A 14,822-nucleotide genomic window follows, 5' to 3' on the forward strand; every position below is an offset into this window, starting at 1 on the left:
TGTGAGCAATACCTCTTCGAAACTGGATTCCATCGCGCAAGCCAAAGCCAAGCTGCTGGACGAATTGCAGAAGCTGGAAGAACAGGAGAAAACCGAGCGCGCGAGCGAGGCATCCTCTGCGCATGCCACCATCGTTTCGCTGCTCGAGCAGTTCGCCGGTCACTTCAACACCAAGCAGCGCAACGACATTGCCGCTTACCTGGGCACCACTGCCGCGCGCAAGGAAGTGGTCAAGAGCGGCCGCAGCGAAGTGAAGCCCAAGTACGAGCTACCGCACACCGGCGAAACCTGGTCCGGTCGTGGCCGCACGCCGAAGGCTTTCGCTGCCTGGGAAGGGTCGGTGTCGTACAAGGAATGGAAGGCCAAGAACCCGGACCTCAAGTTTCCGCTGGTTCGCGAGTAAGGCGATAGCCCGCACGACAGTGCCGCCTCGCACCGTCGGCCGCGCCCTTCGCTTGGCGAACCGCGCGGCTTGTGGGTAGAATCGAAGCACGTGGGGCGGTAGCTCAGCTGGGAGAGCGTCGCGTTCGCATCGCGAAGGTCGAGGGTTCGATCCCCTTCCGCTCCACCATCGAGTCAAACGCACAAGCCCTGGAGACGTCATGTTTCCGGGGCTTGCGCGTTTTGAGGGTGTTGCGGTGCAGGGCCGGCCGGTCGCCGTGGCGTGGGGATCACATCGCGCGCGCTAACGTCCGGCTTCACTCCACAGCGGACCACACCATGAGCAAGAAAGACCAGCAGCCCGATGACGTCGCCGACGATGCGCACGGCGTGACCGAGAGCCAGCAAGACCGCAAGCACGACGATGCCGCCAAGCAACGCCCGGGCCAGGAAGATCTGAAGGTCCACGACGAGCAAAGCCGTCGCCCCACTGGCAAGGCTGGCCAGGGAGAGTGAGTTGGCCAAGCATGCTGCCGGGCATCGGGCAGCGCCGCGGCACGCCGATGCGGTGAACTTCCGTGCTGCATCGCCGGAGGCGCGTTGCACCCTGTCGTGCAGCTGAGACCGCTGCATCTGTGGGACTGAAAACCTGGCACCGGCCAGCCACGCGTTCCTGTGGCAAGATCCGGACAGGCGCTCGCCGATATGCCGCTGCCCTGGGAAGCAGTGCCTTGCCAAGGTTGCAGTCGCATCGGCCAGTGCGTTGTCGCGTCAACCCCTCATCGCCTTGATGGCGCCTTGTTCCCGGTGGTGCTTTGCATGCAGATACCCGATGCACCCGCGTTGAACCTGATCCAGGCAACGTTACTGCCAGGCGGCGTCAACGCCATTCCCGGGGCGCGCCTGCCGGCCAACGAAGATGAGCGCGTGGAGGCACTGCATGCCTACCGCCTGCTGGACACCGCACCGGAGCCGAGCTACGACGCGTTCACCTCGATCGCAGCCGCGCTCTGCCGGATGCCGATGGCGCTGATCTCGCTGGTCGATACCCATCGGCAATGGTTCAAATCCAGGCTCGGCATGCAGCAGAGCGAGACGCCGCGTGAATTGTCGTTTTGCGCGCATGCCATCCTCGAACCCGATCAGGTGATGGAAGTCGGCGATACCCACCTGGACAAGCGGTTTGCGCGCAACGCGCTGGTGACAGGCGAGCCGCAGATCCGCTTCTATGCAGGCGCGCCGTTATTGACCCCGGACGGCATCGCACTGGGAACCCTGTGCGTGCTGGATCGCGTTCCGCGGCGCCTGTCGGTGACCGAGCGCGACGCGCTGCAAGCCTTGGCCAGGCAAGTCGTCAGCACCATCGAACTGCAACAGGCCGCGCGGCTGGTGGAGCTGGATGCACTGCGCGATGCGCTCACCGGGCGATGGAATCGTGCCGGGCTGGAGCACGCCTTGCACGCGCTTGCCGACGCGCCCAGCTCTGCCGCCGATGCGCCCCTGGGTTTCATGCTGCTCGAACTGGACGGCTTCAAGCGGCAAAAATTGCAGGCCGGCGCGGCAGCGGCCGATGCCACCTTGCTTCAGGTGGCTGCATTGCTGGAAGCGCAGCTTCCGGCTGACGCACTCGTGGCGCGTCTGGCCTGCGATCAATTCTGCGTGGCGCTGCCGGAGACCGCTGCATCTGCAGCCCTTGCCACTGCCGAAGACTTGCGCAAGGCAGTGGAAGACGCGCACTGGCCCACCGGCCCGTTGACGCTCAGCGCAGGTGTGGTGGACGTTGCCACGCCAACCGCGCTCGACAGCAATACCCTGCTTGCCCGTGCGCGACACGCGTTGCAGCAGGCGCGTGGCGATGGCCGCAACCGCGTGCACGGCTTCGACGGTTGGCAGCTGCGGGCCTGATCGACGCAGACTGCGCCGATCGCCCTGCTGCACGGCTGTCGCTCAGGCCGCCAGTGCGTCGGTGTTTCCGGCGATCTCGTCCACCTGCAGCACCTGCTCCATCTCCAGCAGTACCACGAAGCGCTCGCCGACCTTGCCCATGCCGCGCAGCAGATCGCGGCGGATATGCGTGCCGAACGACGGCGCCGCTTCGATGTCCTGATCGGCCAGTTCGATCACTGCATTGACCGCATCGACCAGCACGCCAATCACCTGCGTGCCCTGCGCCTGTTCGGTGGCCACAATCACGATGCAGCTGCGTTTGCCGATCGTGCTGTCTGCGCGCCCCAGCCGCGATTGCAGGTCCACCACCGGCACCACCGCGCCGCGTAGATTGATCACCCCGCGCACGCAATCCGGCATCGACGGCACCGGGGTGGGAGCGCGGTATTGAATGATCTCGCGGATGCCGAGAATGCTGGTGGCGAAGGTTTCGCCATCCAGTTGAAAGGTCAGATATTGCGCGGCGACATCGGCGTCGCCGGGCATCACATCAAGCGTCGGTGCGGTCATTGGTCGCTCTCTCAGAAACGCGCGAACTGGCCTTCGTCCGGGCCCTCGGACATCGCATACGCCGGCGCTGCGTTGCTGCGCCAGCCACGCGTGCCCGCCGCACGCGCCGGACGCGCAGCGACCTGCTTGCGGCGCTTGGGCGGCGGAGTCGGCGCGCCCTGCCCGCCCAGCCGGAAGAACGCCATGCTCTGCTGCAGCTGTTCGGCCTGCGCGCTCATTTCCTCGGCAGTGGCGGCCAGCTCTTCGGATGCGCTGGCGTTCTGCTGGGTGGTCTGGCTCAACTGCACGACCGCCGAATTGATCTGGCTGACGCCGGAAGATTGCTCCTCGGAGGCGGCGGAAATTTCCTGCACCAGGTCGGAGGTGCGCTTGATGCTGGGCACGATCGAATCCAGCAAACGACCGGCGCGGTCGGCCAATTCCACGCTGGAACTGGCCACCTCGCCGATTTCCTGCGCGGCCACCTGGCTGCGTTCGGCCAGCTTGCGCACCTCGGCGGCGACCACGGCAAACCCCTTGCCATGTTCGCCGGCGCGCGCGGCTTCGATCGCGGCATTGAGCGCAAGCAGGTTGGTCTGGTACGCGATGTCGTCAATGATGCCGATCTTCTGCGCGATCTGCTTCATCGCCTGGGTGGTGGCCACCACCGCTTCGCCGCCTTCCACGGTTTCTTTCGCGGCCTGGGTGGCCATGCCGTCGGTGACGCGCGCGTTCTCGGTGTTCTGGCTGATCGATGCGGTCATCTGCTCCAGCGACGCACTGGTTTCTTCCACACCGGCGGCCTGTTCGCTGGCCGCCTGCGACAGCGACTGCGCAGTGGCGCTGACTTCCTCCGACGCGCTGGCAAGGGTTTCGGCACTGGTATTGACCTCGCCGACCACCTGCGACAACTTTTGCACCATGGTGCGCATCGCTTCGAGCAGTTGCGCAGTTTCGTCGCGGCCATGCACATCGATGCGCATGGTGAGATCGCCTTCCGACAAGCCGTTGGCCACCGCCACCGCGCGGCGGATCGGCCCGGTGACGCTGCGGCTGATCACCACGCCGAGAATGGCACCGAGCAACACGCCGCTGCAGATGATGGCCACCAACAGCCTGGAACTGCGTGTGTGGATCGCGTCGGCTTCGGCGTTGGCCGCCGCGGCGCTGCGCTCGCGCAGGCCGCTCAGGTCGGTCATCAGGTTATCCACTTCGTCCGAACTGGCACGTACCGCGCGCGAGAGCGCGGCCAGTTCCGGATTGGCCTCGCGCAACGCTTCGCGGTTGGCGACTTCGATGAAGCGGCCGCGCTCGTCCAGTCCGTGTCCTACCTGGGCGCGCACTACCGGGCCGAACTGGCGGTGCGCCTGACCCAGCTGGGGTACGAGCTGCGCCACGGCCGCGACGGCATGTTTGAGCTGGCCCACATCGACCGGAAGCAACTGCTGGCGTTCAGCGACCGAGCCGCGGCCATCGAAGCCGCGTTGGCCAAGAAGGGCATCGACCGCGAGACGGCGACCACGGCCGAGAAGCAGGCGGCGACGATGAATACCCGGCCCAAGAAGGAGGCCATCGACCGCGAGGCCTTGTGGCAGCGCTGGAAGGACACGGCGAAGGAGGTCGGGATCCAGCTGGACCGCCCGACCGCGCCGCACCAGGCCGAGCGGCCCGGCATCGAGGCGGACGGCAAGTCAGGCCGCCAAGCAGCCCCCAGGGAGGCCGCAGGGCCGCCGGGACAACCCGGGGCCGACCGCGGGCACCCACGGGAGGGCGCAGAGGCCGGGGAGCGCCAGGAACGGCCACAGGCGCGGCCAGGCGAGCATGACGCCGGCATCGAGGATGCCGGCAGGCCCGACCACCAAGCGACGGGTAGTTCGCCCGTGCGCCAGGTCGGCGCGGAGGCGGAGCAGCTGCGGGCGATGGCAACGGCTCGCGCGGCGGACAAGGCGGTTCGGCACGCCGTCCACCACCTGACCGAGCGCCAGGCCATCGTGCGCGAAACCGAACTGCTGGACACCGCCACCAAGCACGGCATGGGCCACATCACGGTCACCGACGTGCGCCAGGCCATTGCCCGCATGACCCAGGACGGCCGGCTGCTGCGCGAGTCGCCGCTCTACAAGGCAGCCGACGACCTGAAATCGGCCGGGGCGCGCACGCAGCAGCAGTGGGCGGCCGTCCTGGTGGAGAAGGGCGCGACCCCGGACCAGGCCGCCCGCCAGGTGAAGCAGGGCATCGCACAAGGTCGGCTCATCGCCGCGGAGTCCCGATTCACCACGCAAGGCGCACTGGCCACCGAGCGCAGCATCTTGAACCTGGAACGCGCCGGCCGCGGCGCGTCCGCGCCGATCCTGGACGCGGAAGCCGGTCGGGCGAAACTGGCTGATTCGTTCTTGAACGAACGGCAGCGCCAGGCCGCCACCGAGATCCTGGCCAGCAACAACCGGATCATCGGCGTGCAAGGCCTCGCCGGCACCGGCAAGACCACGATGCTTTCGGCGTCGAAGGCGCTGGCCGAGGAAGCCGGTTATCGCATGGTGGCAATCGCGCCCTACGGATCCCAGGTCAAGGCGTTGCAGCAGAGCGGCTTTGAAGCGCAGACCGTGATGGCTTTCGTCCGCGCGAAGGAAAGGAACCTGGACAGCAAGACGGTCCTGGTCCTGGACGAAGCCGGCGTCATGCCCACGCGGTTGATGGAGCGCACCTTGCGCGAGGCCGAGAAAGCCGGCGCGCGGGTGGTGCTGCTGGGCGACACCGGGCAGACAAAAGCCATCGAGGCCGGCAAGCCGTTTGAGCAGCTGCAAGCCGCCGGCATGCAGACGGTGAAGCTGGACGAAATCATCCGCCAGAACGATCCGCGCTTGAAGTCGGCCGTGATCGACGCCGCGCACGGCCGCAGCGTCAACGCCCTGGCCAAGATCACCGATGTGGCCGTAATCCCGGAAAACGAAGCGCGCTGGACGCGCATCGTCAAGGACTACATGGCGATGCCCGTTGCCGACCGAAGCGAAACGCTGATCGTCAGCGGCACCAACGAAGCGCGCCAGGCGATCAATGCGATGGTGCGTGACTCCGAGCAGCGCGTCGGCACCGGGCAGAGCTATGAGACGCTCATCCGCCGCGATACCACGCAGGCTGAGCGCCGTTTCGCCAAGAACTACAACATTGGCGACGCGATCCAGCCCGAGCGCGACTACACGCGAATCGGCCTGGAACGCGGGCACACCTACCGCGTGGTGGAAAACGGCCCGGACAACCGGCTCACCGTTGAGAACGCGCACGGCGAGCGCGTCACGTTCTCGCCAATGGTCCACAACCGGCTATCCGTGTACGCGCTGGAAAAGAAGGAGATTGCACCAGGCGACCGGATCCGCATCACGCGCAACGACGCCGGCATGGACTTGGCCAACGGCGACCGCTTCACGGTCAAGAGCGTTGGCCAACAGGAAATCGTGTTGGCCAGCGACAAGCGCGAGGTGCGGTTGCCGGCAGACAAGCCGCTGCACGTCGATTACGCCTACGCCAGCACCGTGCATTCCGCGCAGGGCTTGACCAGCAAAAACGTCATGTACGACGCCGACAGCCGTAGCCCGACGACCACCCGTGAGGTCTTCTACGTGGCCATTTCACGGGCTCGGGAAAAGGCGACGATCTACACCAACGACGCCGACAGGTTGCCGGCGGCCGTCGCACGCTCAACGCAGAAGCACGGCGCACTAGACCTTGTGCGGGGCAGGGCGGGGCAGGGCAACGGCCTCCATCTGCCAGAAAGCAACAGCCACGCCCACGCGCCGCGCCAGGTGGACCGGCCGGTGCCGACCCACGACCGCACCCGGTAAAACGGAGGATCCGCATGCACACCTTCCTGCTGGACGGCTACGAACTCGATTCCGCCGCGGACGAGAGCCAGGGCTTGCTTGGCAAGGCCCACGCTAGCAAATCGCGCCTGCTGTGCATGTGCACCAGGCCCCCGCAAGAAATGTACGTGGCCAAGGTCGGCCAGCGCTTTTACGTCAAGCGGATGCCCAATACGGGAAGCCGGCATGCACCAGGCTGCGAGTCCTACGAGCCGCCCGCCGAGCTGTCAGGCCTGGGCGACCTAATCGGTGGCGCAATCACCGAGGACGTGGCCGATGGATCCACAGCACTGCGCCTGGGATTCAGTCTCTCCAAGGTCGGCGGCCGTTCCGCGCCGGTCAGCAGTGGGGCAGAAAGCGACACAGTGAAGACGGACGGCAAGAAGCTCACGCTGCATTACCTGTGGGACCAGGCAGGGTTCAATCGCTGGACGCCGGCAATGGCCGGTAAGCGCAGCTGGGGCGTAGTGCACCGGTACCTGGTCCACGCGGCCGAAGGAAAAACCGCCAAGGGCGACGCGCTAGCCGACGCGCTGTTCGTACCCGAGCCGTTTTACCTGCAGGACAAGGACGGCATCGAGCGGCGACGCCTGGCCAAGATCGCGCCGCTTCGGGTTCAGGCCAAGGGCGCGAAACGCCTCATGATCGTCGTTGGCGAGGTGAAGGCCATCGAGCCGTCGCGCTACGGGCACAAGATCGTGTTGAAGCACTTGGCCGACATGCCGTTCATGGTCAACGACGATTTGCACAAGCGCATGGCAAAGCGCTTCGCCGATGAACTGGAATTGTGGAACAGCATCGAGAGCGCGCATCTGGTCATGATCGGCACCTTTGGGCTTGGGCCTACTGGCGTAGCGTCGCTGGAAGAACTGGCGCTGATGGTGGTCACCCAGGAGTGGTTGCCCATCGAGAGCGTGTTTGAACTGGACTTGCTGGCGGCGCTGGTGGAGCAGAAACGCCACTTCACCAAGGGGATGCGCTACAACCTGGTCAGCAGCCGACCACTGGCCACGGCCGTCCTGCAGGACACCAAACCGGCATCGGCCGCACTGTATGTCATCCCACCCACGGCCGAGGCGGACTACGGGGCGGCGCTGCAAGACTTGGTTGAGGGTAGCGAACTGGTGGCTTGGTTCTGGCGTGCCGGCGAGGATCCGTGCCCGCCACTGCCAGCGTTGGAAGGCTACGAGGCGATGCCGGTACCGCAGATCGGCGAGCAAGAAGAATCAAAGACCACCACAGCATGAGAAGACACGGCGCCGCCAATGTCGGTGCCAAGGCTCTGCAGTAGCAGTGCTATCGGGTCAGGCACCTGACCAAATTGCTCACGGCGCCGACCAGGTGCAGGGCACGGCCACAGCAGTGACCAGGCCACGAACGTTCCTGCAGGTGCGCTGGCTCAGCGCGGTACGCTGGCGATCGATCGCCGCGAATATCTATCGCGGAGGCCGGGCCGCCGGCGACGACCTGGTGTCGGCTTGGGCAGGCCGCGCACGTCGGCTGCAGGCGCTGTGCTCTGACTCAGCGCGCTGCGCTGGCGCTGGCCAGTTCGATGCCGGCCGCGCTGGCGATCGCTGGGGTGTCCACTGCGGCGGCTGCGCAGCCGCCAGCGCCGACCGGCTGCAGCCACGGCGGCCGCCCATGCTGCGCGTGGTGGGTTTACACAGCTAGGCGGCATCACGCCAGCGATGAAACTGGCGATGGCTGCATAACTCCACATCTGGAGTCCGCAGCGGGTGTTTCTTGCAGCTGCGCCGGTCAGCCGCGCCGGACCTGTTCTTTCGCCAGTTCGGGCAGATCGTCCCAATGCCGGTACTGGCCAGGGATGGGCGGCACGGTGGCCAGCGAAAGCCTGTCGGTGCCGGGCTTGAAGTCAGACGGCACCGTCACCGGCACTATGCCGACCACATTGCCGGCGGCATCGGTCCGCCACATGACGACGCGGAACCCCACGTCCACGTTGCCGGCGGCGTCAAAGGAAACGAAGCACCAGCCAGGCGCGGCGGGAGTGAAGCTGTATTCGGTTTCGTTTGTCATGTCAGTTGGCCAGCTTGGACTTGGAGAATGCAGGATCGTAGAACACTTCTACGAGCCGGCGATTCTTGTAGTAGAGGACCACTTCCAGCGTTGTGTAAAGCAGCTGCCGGATCATGTCGATGGCGATATCGCGGCCAGCGGGCGATTTCTTGACCAGTGCTGCTACACGCTCGTAACCCTGGATCGCGTTATTGAAGTGCCCGGTAGTGATCGAACCAGGGTGGCCGGTGTTGAGTGAGTTCAAATAGTCCCAGGCTTCATCGCCGCGCAATTCGGCCAGCAAAATGCGATCCATCGACAGGCGCATGCACGCAGCAAGCGCCTCTTGCGAAGACACGCGCCCGGTTATGCCACCGTAAAGCAGGTGAACCTTGTTCGGGTGATCCTCCAATCTGAGTTCGTGCACGTCTTCAATCGTGACTACCCGCTCATCGGCAGGGATAGCCTGTGTGAGCGAGCGCGCAAGCGTGGTCTTACCGGAGCCGGTCTTGCCGCCAATGATGATGTTGCGTTTGTATTGAACCGCTTTAACAAGGAACTCCCGCCACCTGCTTTCACTTTTCAGGTGCAGCAATTCCGCCTCCTGATCGTCAATGCGCGTCATATCAGTGGCGTGGCGTAACGCGTCGATGCGGTCGGCCGTGAAGCGGTTGAAACTCACATCGTTGACCGCAGAAAACACGCCCTGAGCTTCCAGTTCTTCTAGCGAGAACGCGCGGGCGGCGTGCTTGCGAATGTTGATCGATAGCGTGTTATCGATGCAGGCCGGCGGCATCACGACCTGGCCACGCTCGCCGTCAGGAAGGACCACCGACAGGATCGAGCGCAACGGCATGCCGTTGTAGACGGCAAGCGCATTGGCCAGAGCGTAGAGGTGTTCGTGCGTTAGGTGCGGCACGTCATGCCAAACCCACGCGCCGCGAGTGTTGGCCCATACGCCGCCGGCCCGCGTGACCGCCAGTTCGGTCACGTCAGGGCCGGCTAAGACGGGAGCTAACGGCTTCATTAGCTCCCGAACAGTAGTTGCTTTTCTGTCAATGCCGACTACGGAGTTCATAAATTCCCGAGAAATCTAGGTCGCGGGCCACGAAGATGTTGATGCGGTCGCCATGGCGCTTCGTGAGCGTGGGTGGGATGTTGATTTGGTTCTCTAGCACAATGGAAGAGTTATCCCGCGCCGATTGCGTGGTGTTCGCTCCGTAGTAGTTGTTGTTTCCCTCCTGGCCCTTGGCGACAGCGTAGTCGCCGGCATCTTCAAATACGGAGACGAGCATCGCCGCGCCGAAGCGTTGCCAGAAATGATTGTTCACCTTGCCAGGGAAGCCGGAGCCTCCCAAAGGATCCGCGCCGGGCGAATCCAGGTTGATAATGACGCCCAGCGGCGTCACGGCGCGCTCCCACACGACGAAGATCCGGCCCTGGCCCTTGACGATGCCCTGTTCGTAGCGTCCGGTGAAGCGTGTGCCGCGGTCCAACAGGACAGTACGGCCGTTGGTCGAATAGACGTCACGTGTCGCATCGCACGACATCATGCCTGGCACCGACGAGTCAACGCGCACGTTCATAGCGCAGTCGATCATCGCGCTTTGTAGCAGCAGCATGTCCATCGAGCCGACTTGGCCGGCTCGCGCCGCCGATAGCCGAACGGGCGAAAGCCGATCAGCCATGGTAGGAGCATGGGCCGGCTCGCCAGCCGAACCGCCGAGGCCACCGCCAGAAGGGTAGGCGGCGCTGTGCGCCTGGTCGGCAGCGGGGTCGCCAGAAGCTGCCTGGCCGCCGGCGCTGCTGCCGGTGGCCTCGCCCGACAGCCCGCCGCGCAGGCGGCGTTCGCGCAGCAGTTGGGCAGGGGAGGGAGGCGGCGGTTGGGTGGGGCCGGATGATCCTGCAGACGGGGCGCTTGCCGTGGTTGTCTCCGGCTTGATCGGCTCGGCCGCGCCATCGGCTTCGTGCTCCAAGGAGGGTGCTTTCTGGGCTGGGGCCGGATCCGTGGTTTTCAGGCCAGGCATCGTGTTCCGAATTGCGGAGTCTTCCGCCACTTCGGGCGATTCCTTTGACTCGGCTTCCATCTGGCGCAGCACGTGCCAGCCCAGGACGCCCATGCCGGCTACGATGAAAAGCGCCACGATCACGCCCAACACCTTGCCGCCGGGGACGGTGCGGCGCTTCACGTCGCCGAGGGAAGATGCTCCGCGATCACCGAAGGTGGCACGGCGGCGTTCGGCTTCGTCTGCCGTCGAAACGGCGTCAATCACATTCTCGCGGCTCATTCTTGGTTACCCCCTACAACGTCGCGGATCACTTCGGGCGAAGCCGTGCGGCTGGTGTTGCTCACGCCTACCGGGTCGTAGGCTTCGTTGAACACCGACAGCGCCGCGGGACCGAGGCGAAGCACCCATTGTTTGGCCACCTTGTGGACAACGACGGTATCGTTCGCAGTGCCCTGCACGTGGTGGTTGACGATGCTTTCTGAGCCGTCCGGGTTGACCATGAAGATCGAAGGGATATCGACTGCGCCGGCGAAGCGGAAGAACGTGAACTGCTTGTTGTCCCACACGTTGACCGGCGCAAGCTCGCGCTTGCCCGTCATCGTGTAGCCGGTGTTGATCGGTCGAGGCGTTTGGAAGGCTTCGGCCACGCGCTTGCGCTCGATCGCCTGCGCTGTCTCTGCCGCCTTCGTCTGAGGGTAGACGAACGTCAGGCCGAACACCTTGTCGCCTGCTTTTTTTACGTCAGAGTAGTGCAGTTCAAAGTAGTAGACCCGCCGGTCGGTGATGAGGACTAGGTTGCTATCGGCGTTCTCGGCTTTCGGCTTCAAAAAAATATGATTGCCGTTGTCTGCGAAGTGCCAGCCTTCCGAATCCCCGAACACATGCTCGATGTAGCGTTCCCCTGGTTCCAGCTGGATATGCGTGGCGATGCCTACCATGCCGTTAATTCGAACCACGTCACGCGGGTTGTAAACAACGGTCTTGACCCGTGTGTCGTCGGGTGAAGGGGTTGGCACCTGGACGGCGTACACCGGTGCAGATAGCGCGAAGGCAAGGCAGATGACGAGAGTCTTCTTCATGGCGGCCCCTCAGAATTCCGGGTCAACGCGGTAGCTGGTGACCTGGAAGCCCAGCAGGTTCACCCTGCGCTGTTCTTCGGTCAGCGCCGCGTCATACACGTAGCGATAGGCGAGGGTGGCGACATACCGCTTTTCTGGATCCTTCACACCGTTGTCGTAGACGGCCTGAGTCGTGAAGCGCACGGTGGCCGTGTGTGTTTCCAGGTTGGGTGTGATTGAGACGATATGGGGCACGATCCGCACGCGGTTTGCCAACTTGACCTGGCGGCCGTCGTCGTCGTTGTAGAGCTTGGCGTAGTCGGCCTGGACTGTTGGCGCGGCCATAAGGCCCACGGTGTCGTAGCACTTCTGGATCGTGTGCCAGTCGTAGCTTTCGCGGCACAGCATGAAGGTGTTGATCCAGAACTTATCCGTTTGCTCGCCGTAGGATTGCTCCACGCCGCGCATGGTGCCGATGTAATCGACCGCGCCCGTGGTGGTGTCCAGGCGCAGGACAGCAGGCGGGGCGGGCTGGCGCGAAAACCCCACAAGACCGGCCGCGGTGCCAAGTACACCCACCAGGAGGCCAGCGTAGCCGACACGCCAGCCGCGGCGGGCGGAGGCGCGCACTTCGGTCACCCAGTCTTTCTCGTAGCCCTCCGACTCGGCCAGATAACGGTCAAAATCGGCGGTCTTCACCATCTTCCCTTTAGCCATTGCGGTCTACCCCTTGCTTGGGTGCCTTGCCCGCCGGAGAAGCGGGAGGCGTCATCGGCTGTTCGACAGGAGGCGGTGTCAGATTGATGGGCACTCGCTTGCCGTTCGGACGATCCGGTTTCATCGGATCACTGGCGCAGCCAGCCAGCAGGCACAGGCCAGCACTCAAAAAAAGGACAATCAAATTTTTCATGCGGTTGCTCCCTGATGCCGCTACGCGCGGTTGTATTGCCTGGGCGGGCTGCTGTTGTTGACTGCGGATCCTGCGGACATACCCGCTTTGGCGGCGCCCGCGGCGCCGGCCGTCTTGACGACGGCGAGGGTGGTCAAGGCCGTTCGGACCATGCCGCCGACAGCACCCGCCACGGATCCGCCGTGGCCTTGCGTCAGGCCGGCCGCGATCTTCGGAATCCAGATGAACATGATGAGTCCGAAGACTGCGACCACCTTGCAGGCGAAAGCGGTGGCGACCCAGCTGTACTCCACGCCGTCTACCTTCACGGACTGCATGTAGAAATCGAAGATCGTCATGGTGAAGTTCACGAACAACGCGAACATCACCATGAAGGCGACCCAATAGACGACCTGGCTAACCCAGGACCAGAAAAAATTTCGCGTGGATTCAAACAGCAGGGCTGCAATGAAGAATGGCCCTAGCGCTGCTAGGAACGAAATCGCAGTGGTGGCCATGAATAGCATCACCCCGCCGCTGACGGTTAGCGCCAGCGTAGCCAGGAGGATCCCGACGCCGATAAGCACATAGGTCAGCGCCTTCATGAACTCGAAATTGCCGGTTTTGGCGTTGAACGCTTCTTTGGCCTTGGTGATGCCGTTATCGGCAACTTTGTCTAAGAGCGAGCCGACCGAATCGCCGCTGGTGTCATTGCCTGGCGACATTTCGGCAGCAACGTCGTTCGGCATTGAGCGAACCATGTCTGCGATGTTGCTTTGATAAGCACCGGCCGTAAGCGCGGCACTCAATATGCAGGACCAGAACAAGCACTTCATGATGAGCTTGGATATAGACTCCTCCCCGCGCCCCATGATGGAGTTGAAGGCATCCCACAGCAGAACGATCACGAAGGCCGCGGCCACAAAAGGTGCAACGATTGCCACGGCCTTGGCGGACGCGCTGGTCACGAAGTTCTGCAGGATCGCATCGACCTGTGCAAACAGGTCTTGGAATACGTGGAAACCAGCCATAGCGGCGCCCTCCCTTCGCTCAGTTCTTCGACGGCAGGCGCGGAACTGCGTTGTCGTTCGACTTCATCGACTCGTCCCACTGCGCTTGCCGGGCATTGACGCAATTGGGGTGCTCTTTGAGCTGGCCAGGATCCGCTTCGCACTTGGCCAGCACGTCGGCGCGTTCGTCCGGGTGCGCCTTGAAGTGCGCCACGTCGCGGGCCGGAACCAATGGATCCGGCTTGCAGCTGGCGACAGAAAACAGGATTAGTAAGACAAACAGGGGCTTAGTGATTTTCATACGTAATGACCTAATTAAGTATTGACATAATTAATGTTATGCGAACTCGGGTTTGGCAGTTGGTGGGGGATCCGGCTCGGGGGGAAATCCGCTGCGTTTCCTGGCTCCGGCGAAGATCCGGTCGCGCTCCCAGCGCTGCGATCAAGAGCGGCGCATCCGTGCGCCATACCCTTGAACAACTGGTCAGAAGGTCCGCGGCTTCATCCGTGGCACGTCGTTGCTGCCGCTCATCTGCTTGTCGTACACAGCATCGGCCTTGGCGGCGATGGCCTTTTCCTCTGCCTGTTGGAGCATCGACACCAGCTGTAGCTTGACCATCTCGTTCGACACCTGGGCCTGTTCGCCAGCGATGCGCGCCTGCAGCTCGGCAATGGCCTTCGGATCCGATGTGCCATTGATTTGACCGATCAAGCTCTGGATCTGATCGGCTCGCTTCATGGCGGCGTCGAAACCGGCTAGGCCTGTTGCCTTGTTCACCGCACCGAGACGTTCCTGGCGAGCGCTCACGTCGGCGTACATATCGGCGATCGAACCGCTCTTGTTCTTGTCGATGATGTCTTGGACCTTGCCGCTTATGCCCGTCACGTCCCCGCGCTGCACGGCGTCATAGAGACCTGTCCAGTCCTGCGGAAGGTACTGGCGCAGCGCCGGGTTGTTGAACAGGTCACCCAGGCCGCGCGAGCCGGTCAGAGCTTCATACTGCTGTTTGGCCTGTTCTAGCTGGTTTTTCAGCTGCGCGACCTGCTCAACGTACTTAGCGAAGTTGGCCGTCTGATTCATCTGCGTCTGTGTATTCATCGCCACATCGGTGACCGGGATTTGCGCGCCGGCACCGAACGACAGCGACAGGCCCACGACCAACGCG

The 14,822-nt window shown here is 63.8% G+C and carries 15 protein-coding genes, 1 tRNA gene and 1 pseudogene; 6 read left to right on the forward strand and 11 right to left on the reverse strand.

What is annotated here, in order from left to right; translation table 11 throughout:
* The first annotated feature begins 1 nt into the window (after nucleotide 1).
* From ACCQ15_RS12180 to ACCQ15_RS12195, 4 genes are all read left to right on the forward strand, one after another.
* The gene (locus tag ACCQ15_RS12180) at nucleotides 2-403 is read left to right on the forward strand and encodes an H-NS histone family protein (protein ID WP_003485983.1); all 402 of its coding nucleotides are present in this window, start codon (nucleotides 2-4) and stop codon (nucleotides 401-403) included.
* A gap of 92 nt (nucleotides 404-495) precedes the next feature.
* A tRNA-Ala gene (locus ACCQ15_RS12185) sits at nucleotides 496-571 on the forward strand.
* A 149-nt stretch (nucleotides 572-720) separates the two neighbouring features.
* The gene (locus ACCQ15_RS12190; protein WP_008576117.1) at nucleotides 721-897 is read left to right on the forward strand and encodes a hypothetical protein; all 177 of its coding nucleotides are present in this window, start codon (nucleotides 721-723) and stop codon (nucleotides 895-897) included.
* Nucleotides 898-1,179: 282 nt separating this feature from the next.
* Nucleotides 1,180-2,286, forward strand: a complete 1,107-nt coding sequence (locus ACCQ15_RS12195; protein WP_031423069.1) for a sensor domain-containing diguanylate cyclase — start codon at nucleotides 1,180-1,182, stop codon at nucleotides 2,284-2,286.
* A 42-nt stretch (nucleotides 2,287-2,328) separates the two neighbouring features.
* Here ACCQ15_RS12195 and ACCQ15_RS12200 read toward each other — a convergent pair whose 3' ends face one another.
* Together ACCQ15_RS12200 and ACCQ15_RS12205 are read right to left on the reverse strand one after the other, a co-directional pair.
* Nucleotides 2,329-2,838, reverse strand: coding sequence for a chemotaxis protein CheW (locus ACCQ15_RS12200; protein WP_011347768.1), 510 nt, complete (start codon nucleotides 2,836-2,838; stop codon nucleotides 2,329-2,331).
* Nucleotides 2,839-2,849: 11 nt separating this feature from the next.
* A pseudogene (locus ACCQ15_RS12205) lies at nucleotides 2,850-4,136 on the reverse strand (methyl-accepting chemotaxis protein); the annotation flags it as partial.
* 3 nt (nucleotides 4,137-4,139) lie between these two features.
* Between ACCQ15_RS12205 and ACCQ15_RS12210 the strand changes: the two are divergent.
* The gene (locus ACCQ15_RS12210; protein ID WP_506187840.1) at nucleotides 4,140-6,656 is read left to right on the forward strand and encodes an ATP-dependent DNA helicase; all 2,517 of its coding nucleotides are present in this window, start codon (nucleotides 4,140-4,142) and stop codon (nucleotides 6,654-6,656) included.
* A gap of 14 nt (nucleotides 6,657-6,670) precedes the next feature.
* A complete protein-coding gene (locus tag ACCQ15_RS12215) occupies nucleotides 6,671-7,921 on the forward strand; it encodes a DUF1173 domain-containing protein (protein ID WP_372381607.1) in 1,251 nt (416 codons plus the stop codon).
* Between the two features lie 511 nt (nucleotides 7,922-8,432).
* Here ACCQ15_RS12215 and ACCQ15_RS12220 read toward each other — a convergent pair.
* From ACCQ15_RS12220 to virB5, 9 genes are all read right to left on the reverse strand, one after another.
* Entirely contained in the window at nucleotides 8,433-8,711 is a 279-nt protein-coding gene (locus ACCQ15_RS12220) for a hypothetical protein (protein ID WP_372381608.1), read from the reverse strand.
* Nucleotide 8,712: 1 nt separating this feature from the next.
* Complete coding sequence (gene virB11, locus ACCQ15_RS12225) at nucleotides 8,713-9,681, reverse strand: P-type DNA transfer ATPase VirB11 (protein WP_017116422.1); 969 nt, start codon at nucleotides 9,679-9,681, stop codon at nucleotides 8,713-8,715.
* Nucleotides 9,682-9,745: 64 nt separating this feature from the next.
* A complete protein-coding gene (gene virB10, locus ACCQ15_RS12230; protein WP_029996455.1) occupies nucleotides 9,746-10,978 on the reverse strand; it encodes a type IV secretion system protein VirB10 in 1,233 nt (410 codons plus the stop codon).
* Nucleotides 10,975-11,778: a P-type conjugative transfer protein VirB9 gene (virB9, locus tag ACCQ15_RS12235; RefSeq protein ID WP_039509779.1), complete on the reverse strand. Its 804-nt coding sequence runs from the start codon at nucleotides 11,776-11,778 to the stop codon at nucleotides 10,975-10,977. Before virB9 ends, virB10 begins: the two co-directional genes overlap by 4 nt.
* 9 nt (nucleotides 11,779-11,787) lie before the next feature.
* Entirely contained in the window at nucleotides 11,788-12,474 is a 687-nt protein-coding gene (locus tag ACCQ15_RS12240; protein ID WP_039509788.1) for a VirB8 family type IV secretion system protein, read from the reverse strand.
* A complete protein-coding gene (locus ACCQ15_RS12245) occupies nucleotides 12,467-12,667 on the reverse strand; it encodes a YajG family lipoprotein (protein WP_126952827.1) in 201 nt (66 codons plus the stop codon). Before ACCQ15_RS12245 ends, ACCQ15_RS12240 begins: the two co-directional genes overlap by 8 nt.
* A gap of 20 nt (nucleotides 12,668-12,687) precedes the next feature.
* A complete protein-coding gene (locus ACCQ15_RS12250) occupies nucleotides 12,688-13,677 on the reverse strand; it encodes a TrbL/VirB6 family protein (RefSeq protein WP_372381609.1) in 990 nt (329 codons plus the stop codon).
* Nucleotides 13,678-13,696: 19 nt separating this feature from the next.
* Complete coding sequence (locus tag ACCQ15_RS12255) at nucleotides 13,697-13,957, reverse strand: EexN family lipoprotein (RefSeq protein ID WP_039509789.1); 261 nt, start codon at nucleotides 13,955-13,957, stop codon at nucleotides 13,697-13,699.
* 183 nt (nucleotides 13,958-14,140) lie between these two features.
* A complete protein-coding gene (virB5, locus tag ACCQ15_RS12260; RefSeq protein WP_017116416.1) occupies nucleotides 14,141-14,818 on the reverse strand; it encodes a P-type DNA transfer protein VirB5 in 678 nt (225 codons plus the stop codon).
* Nucleotides 14,819-14,822 lie beyond the last annotated feature (4 nt).

This window comes from Xanthomonas sp. NCPPB 1754, assembly GCF_041475725.2.
Classification (GTDB): domain Bacteria; phylum Pseudomonadota; class Gammaproteobacteria; order Xanthomonadales; family Xanthomonadaceae; genus Xanthomonas; species Xanthomonas euvesicatoria.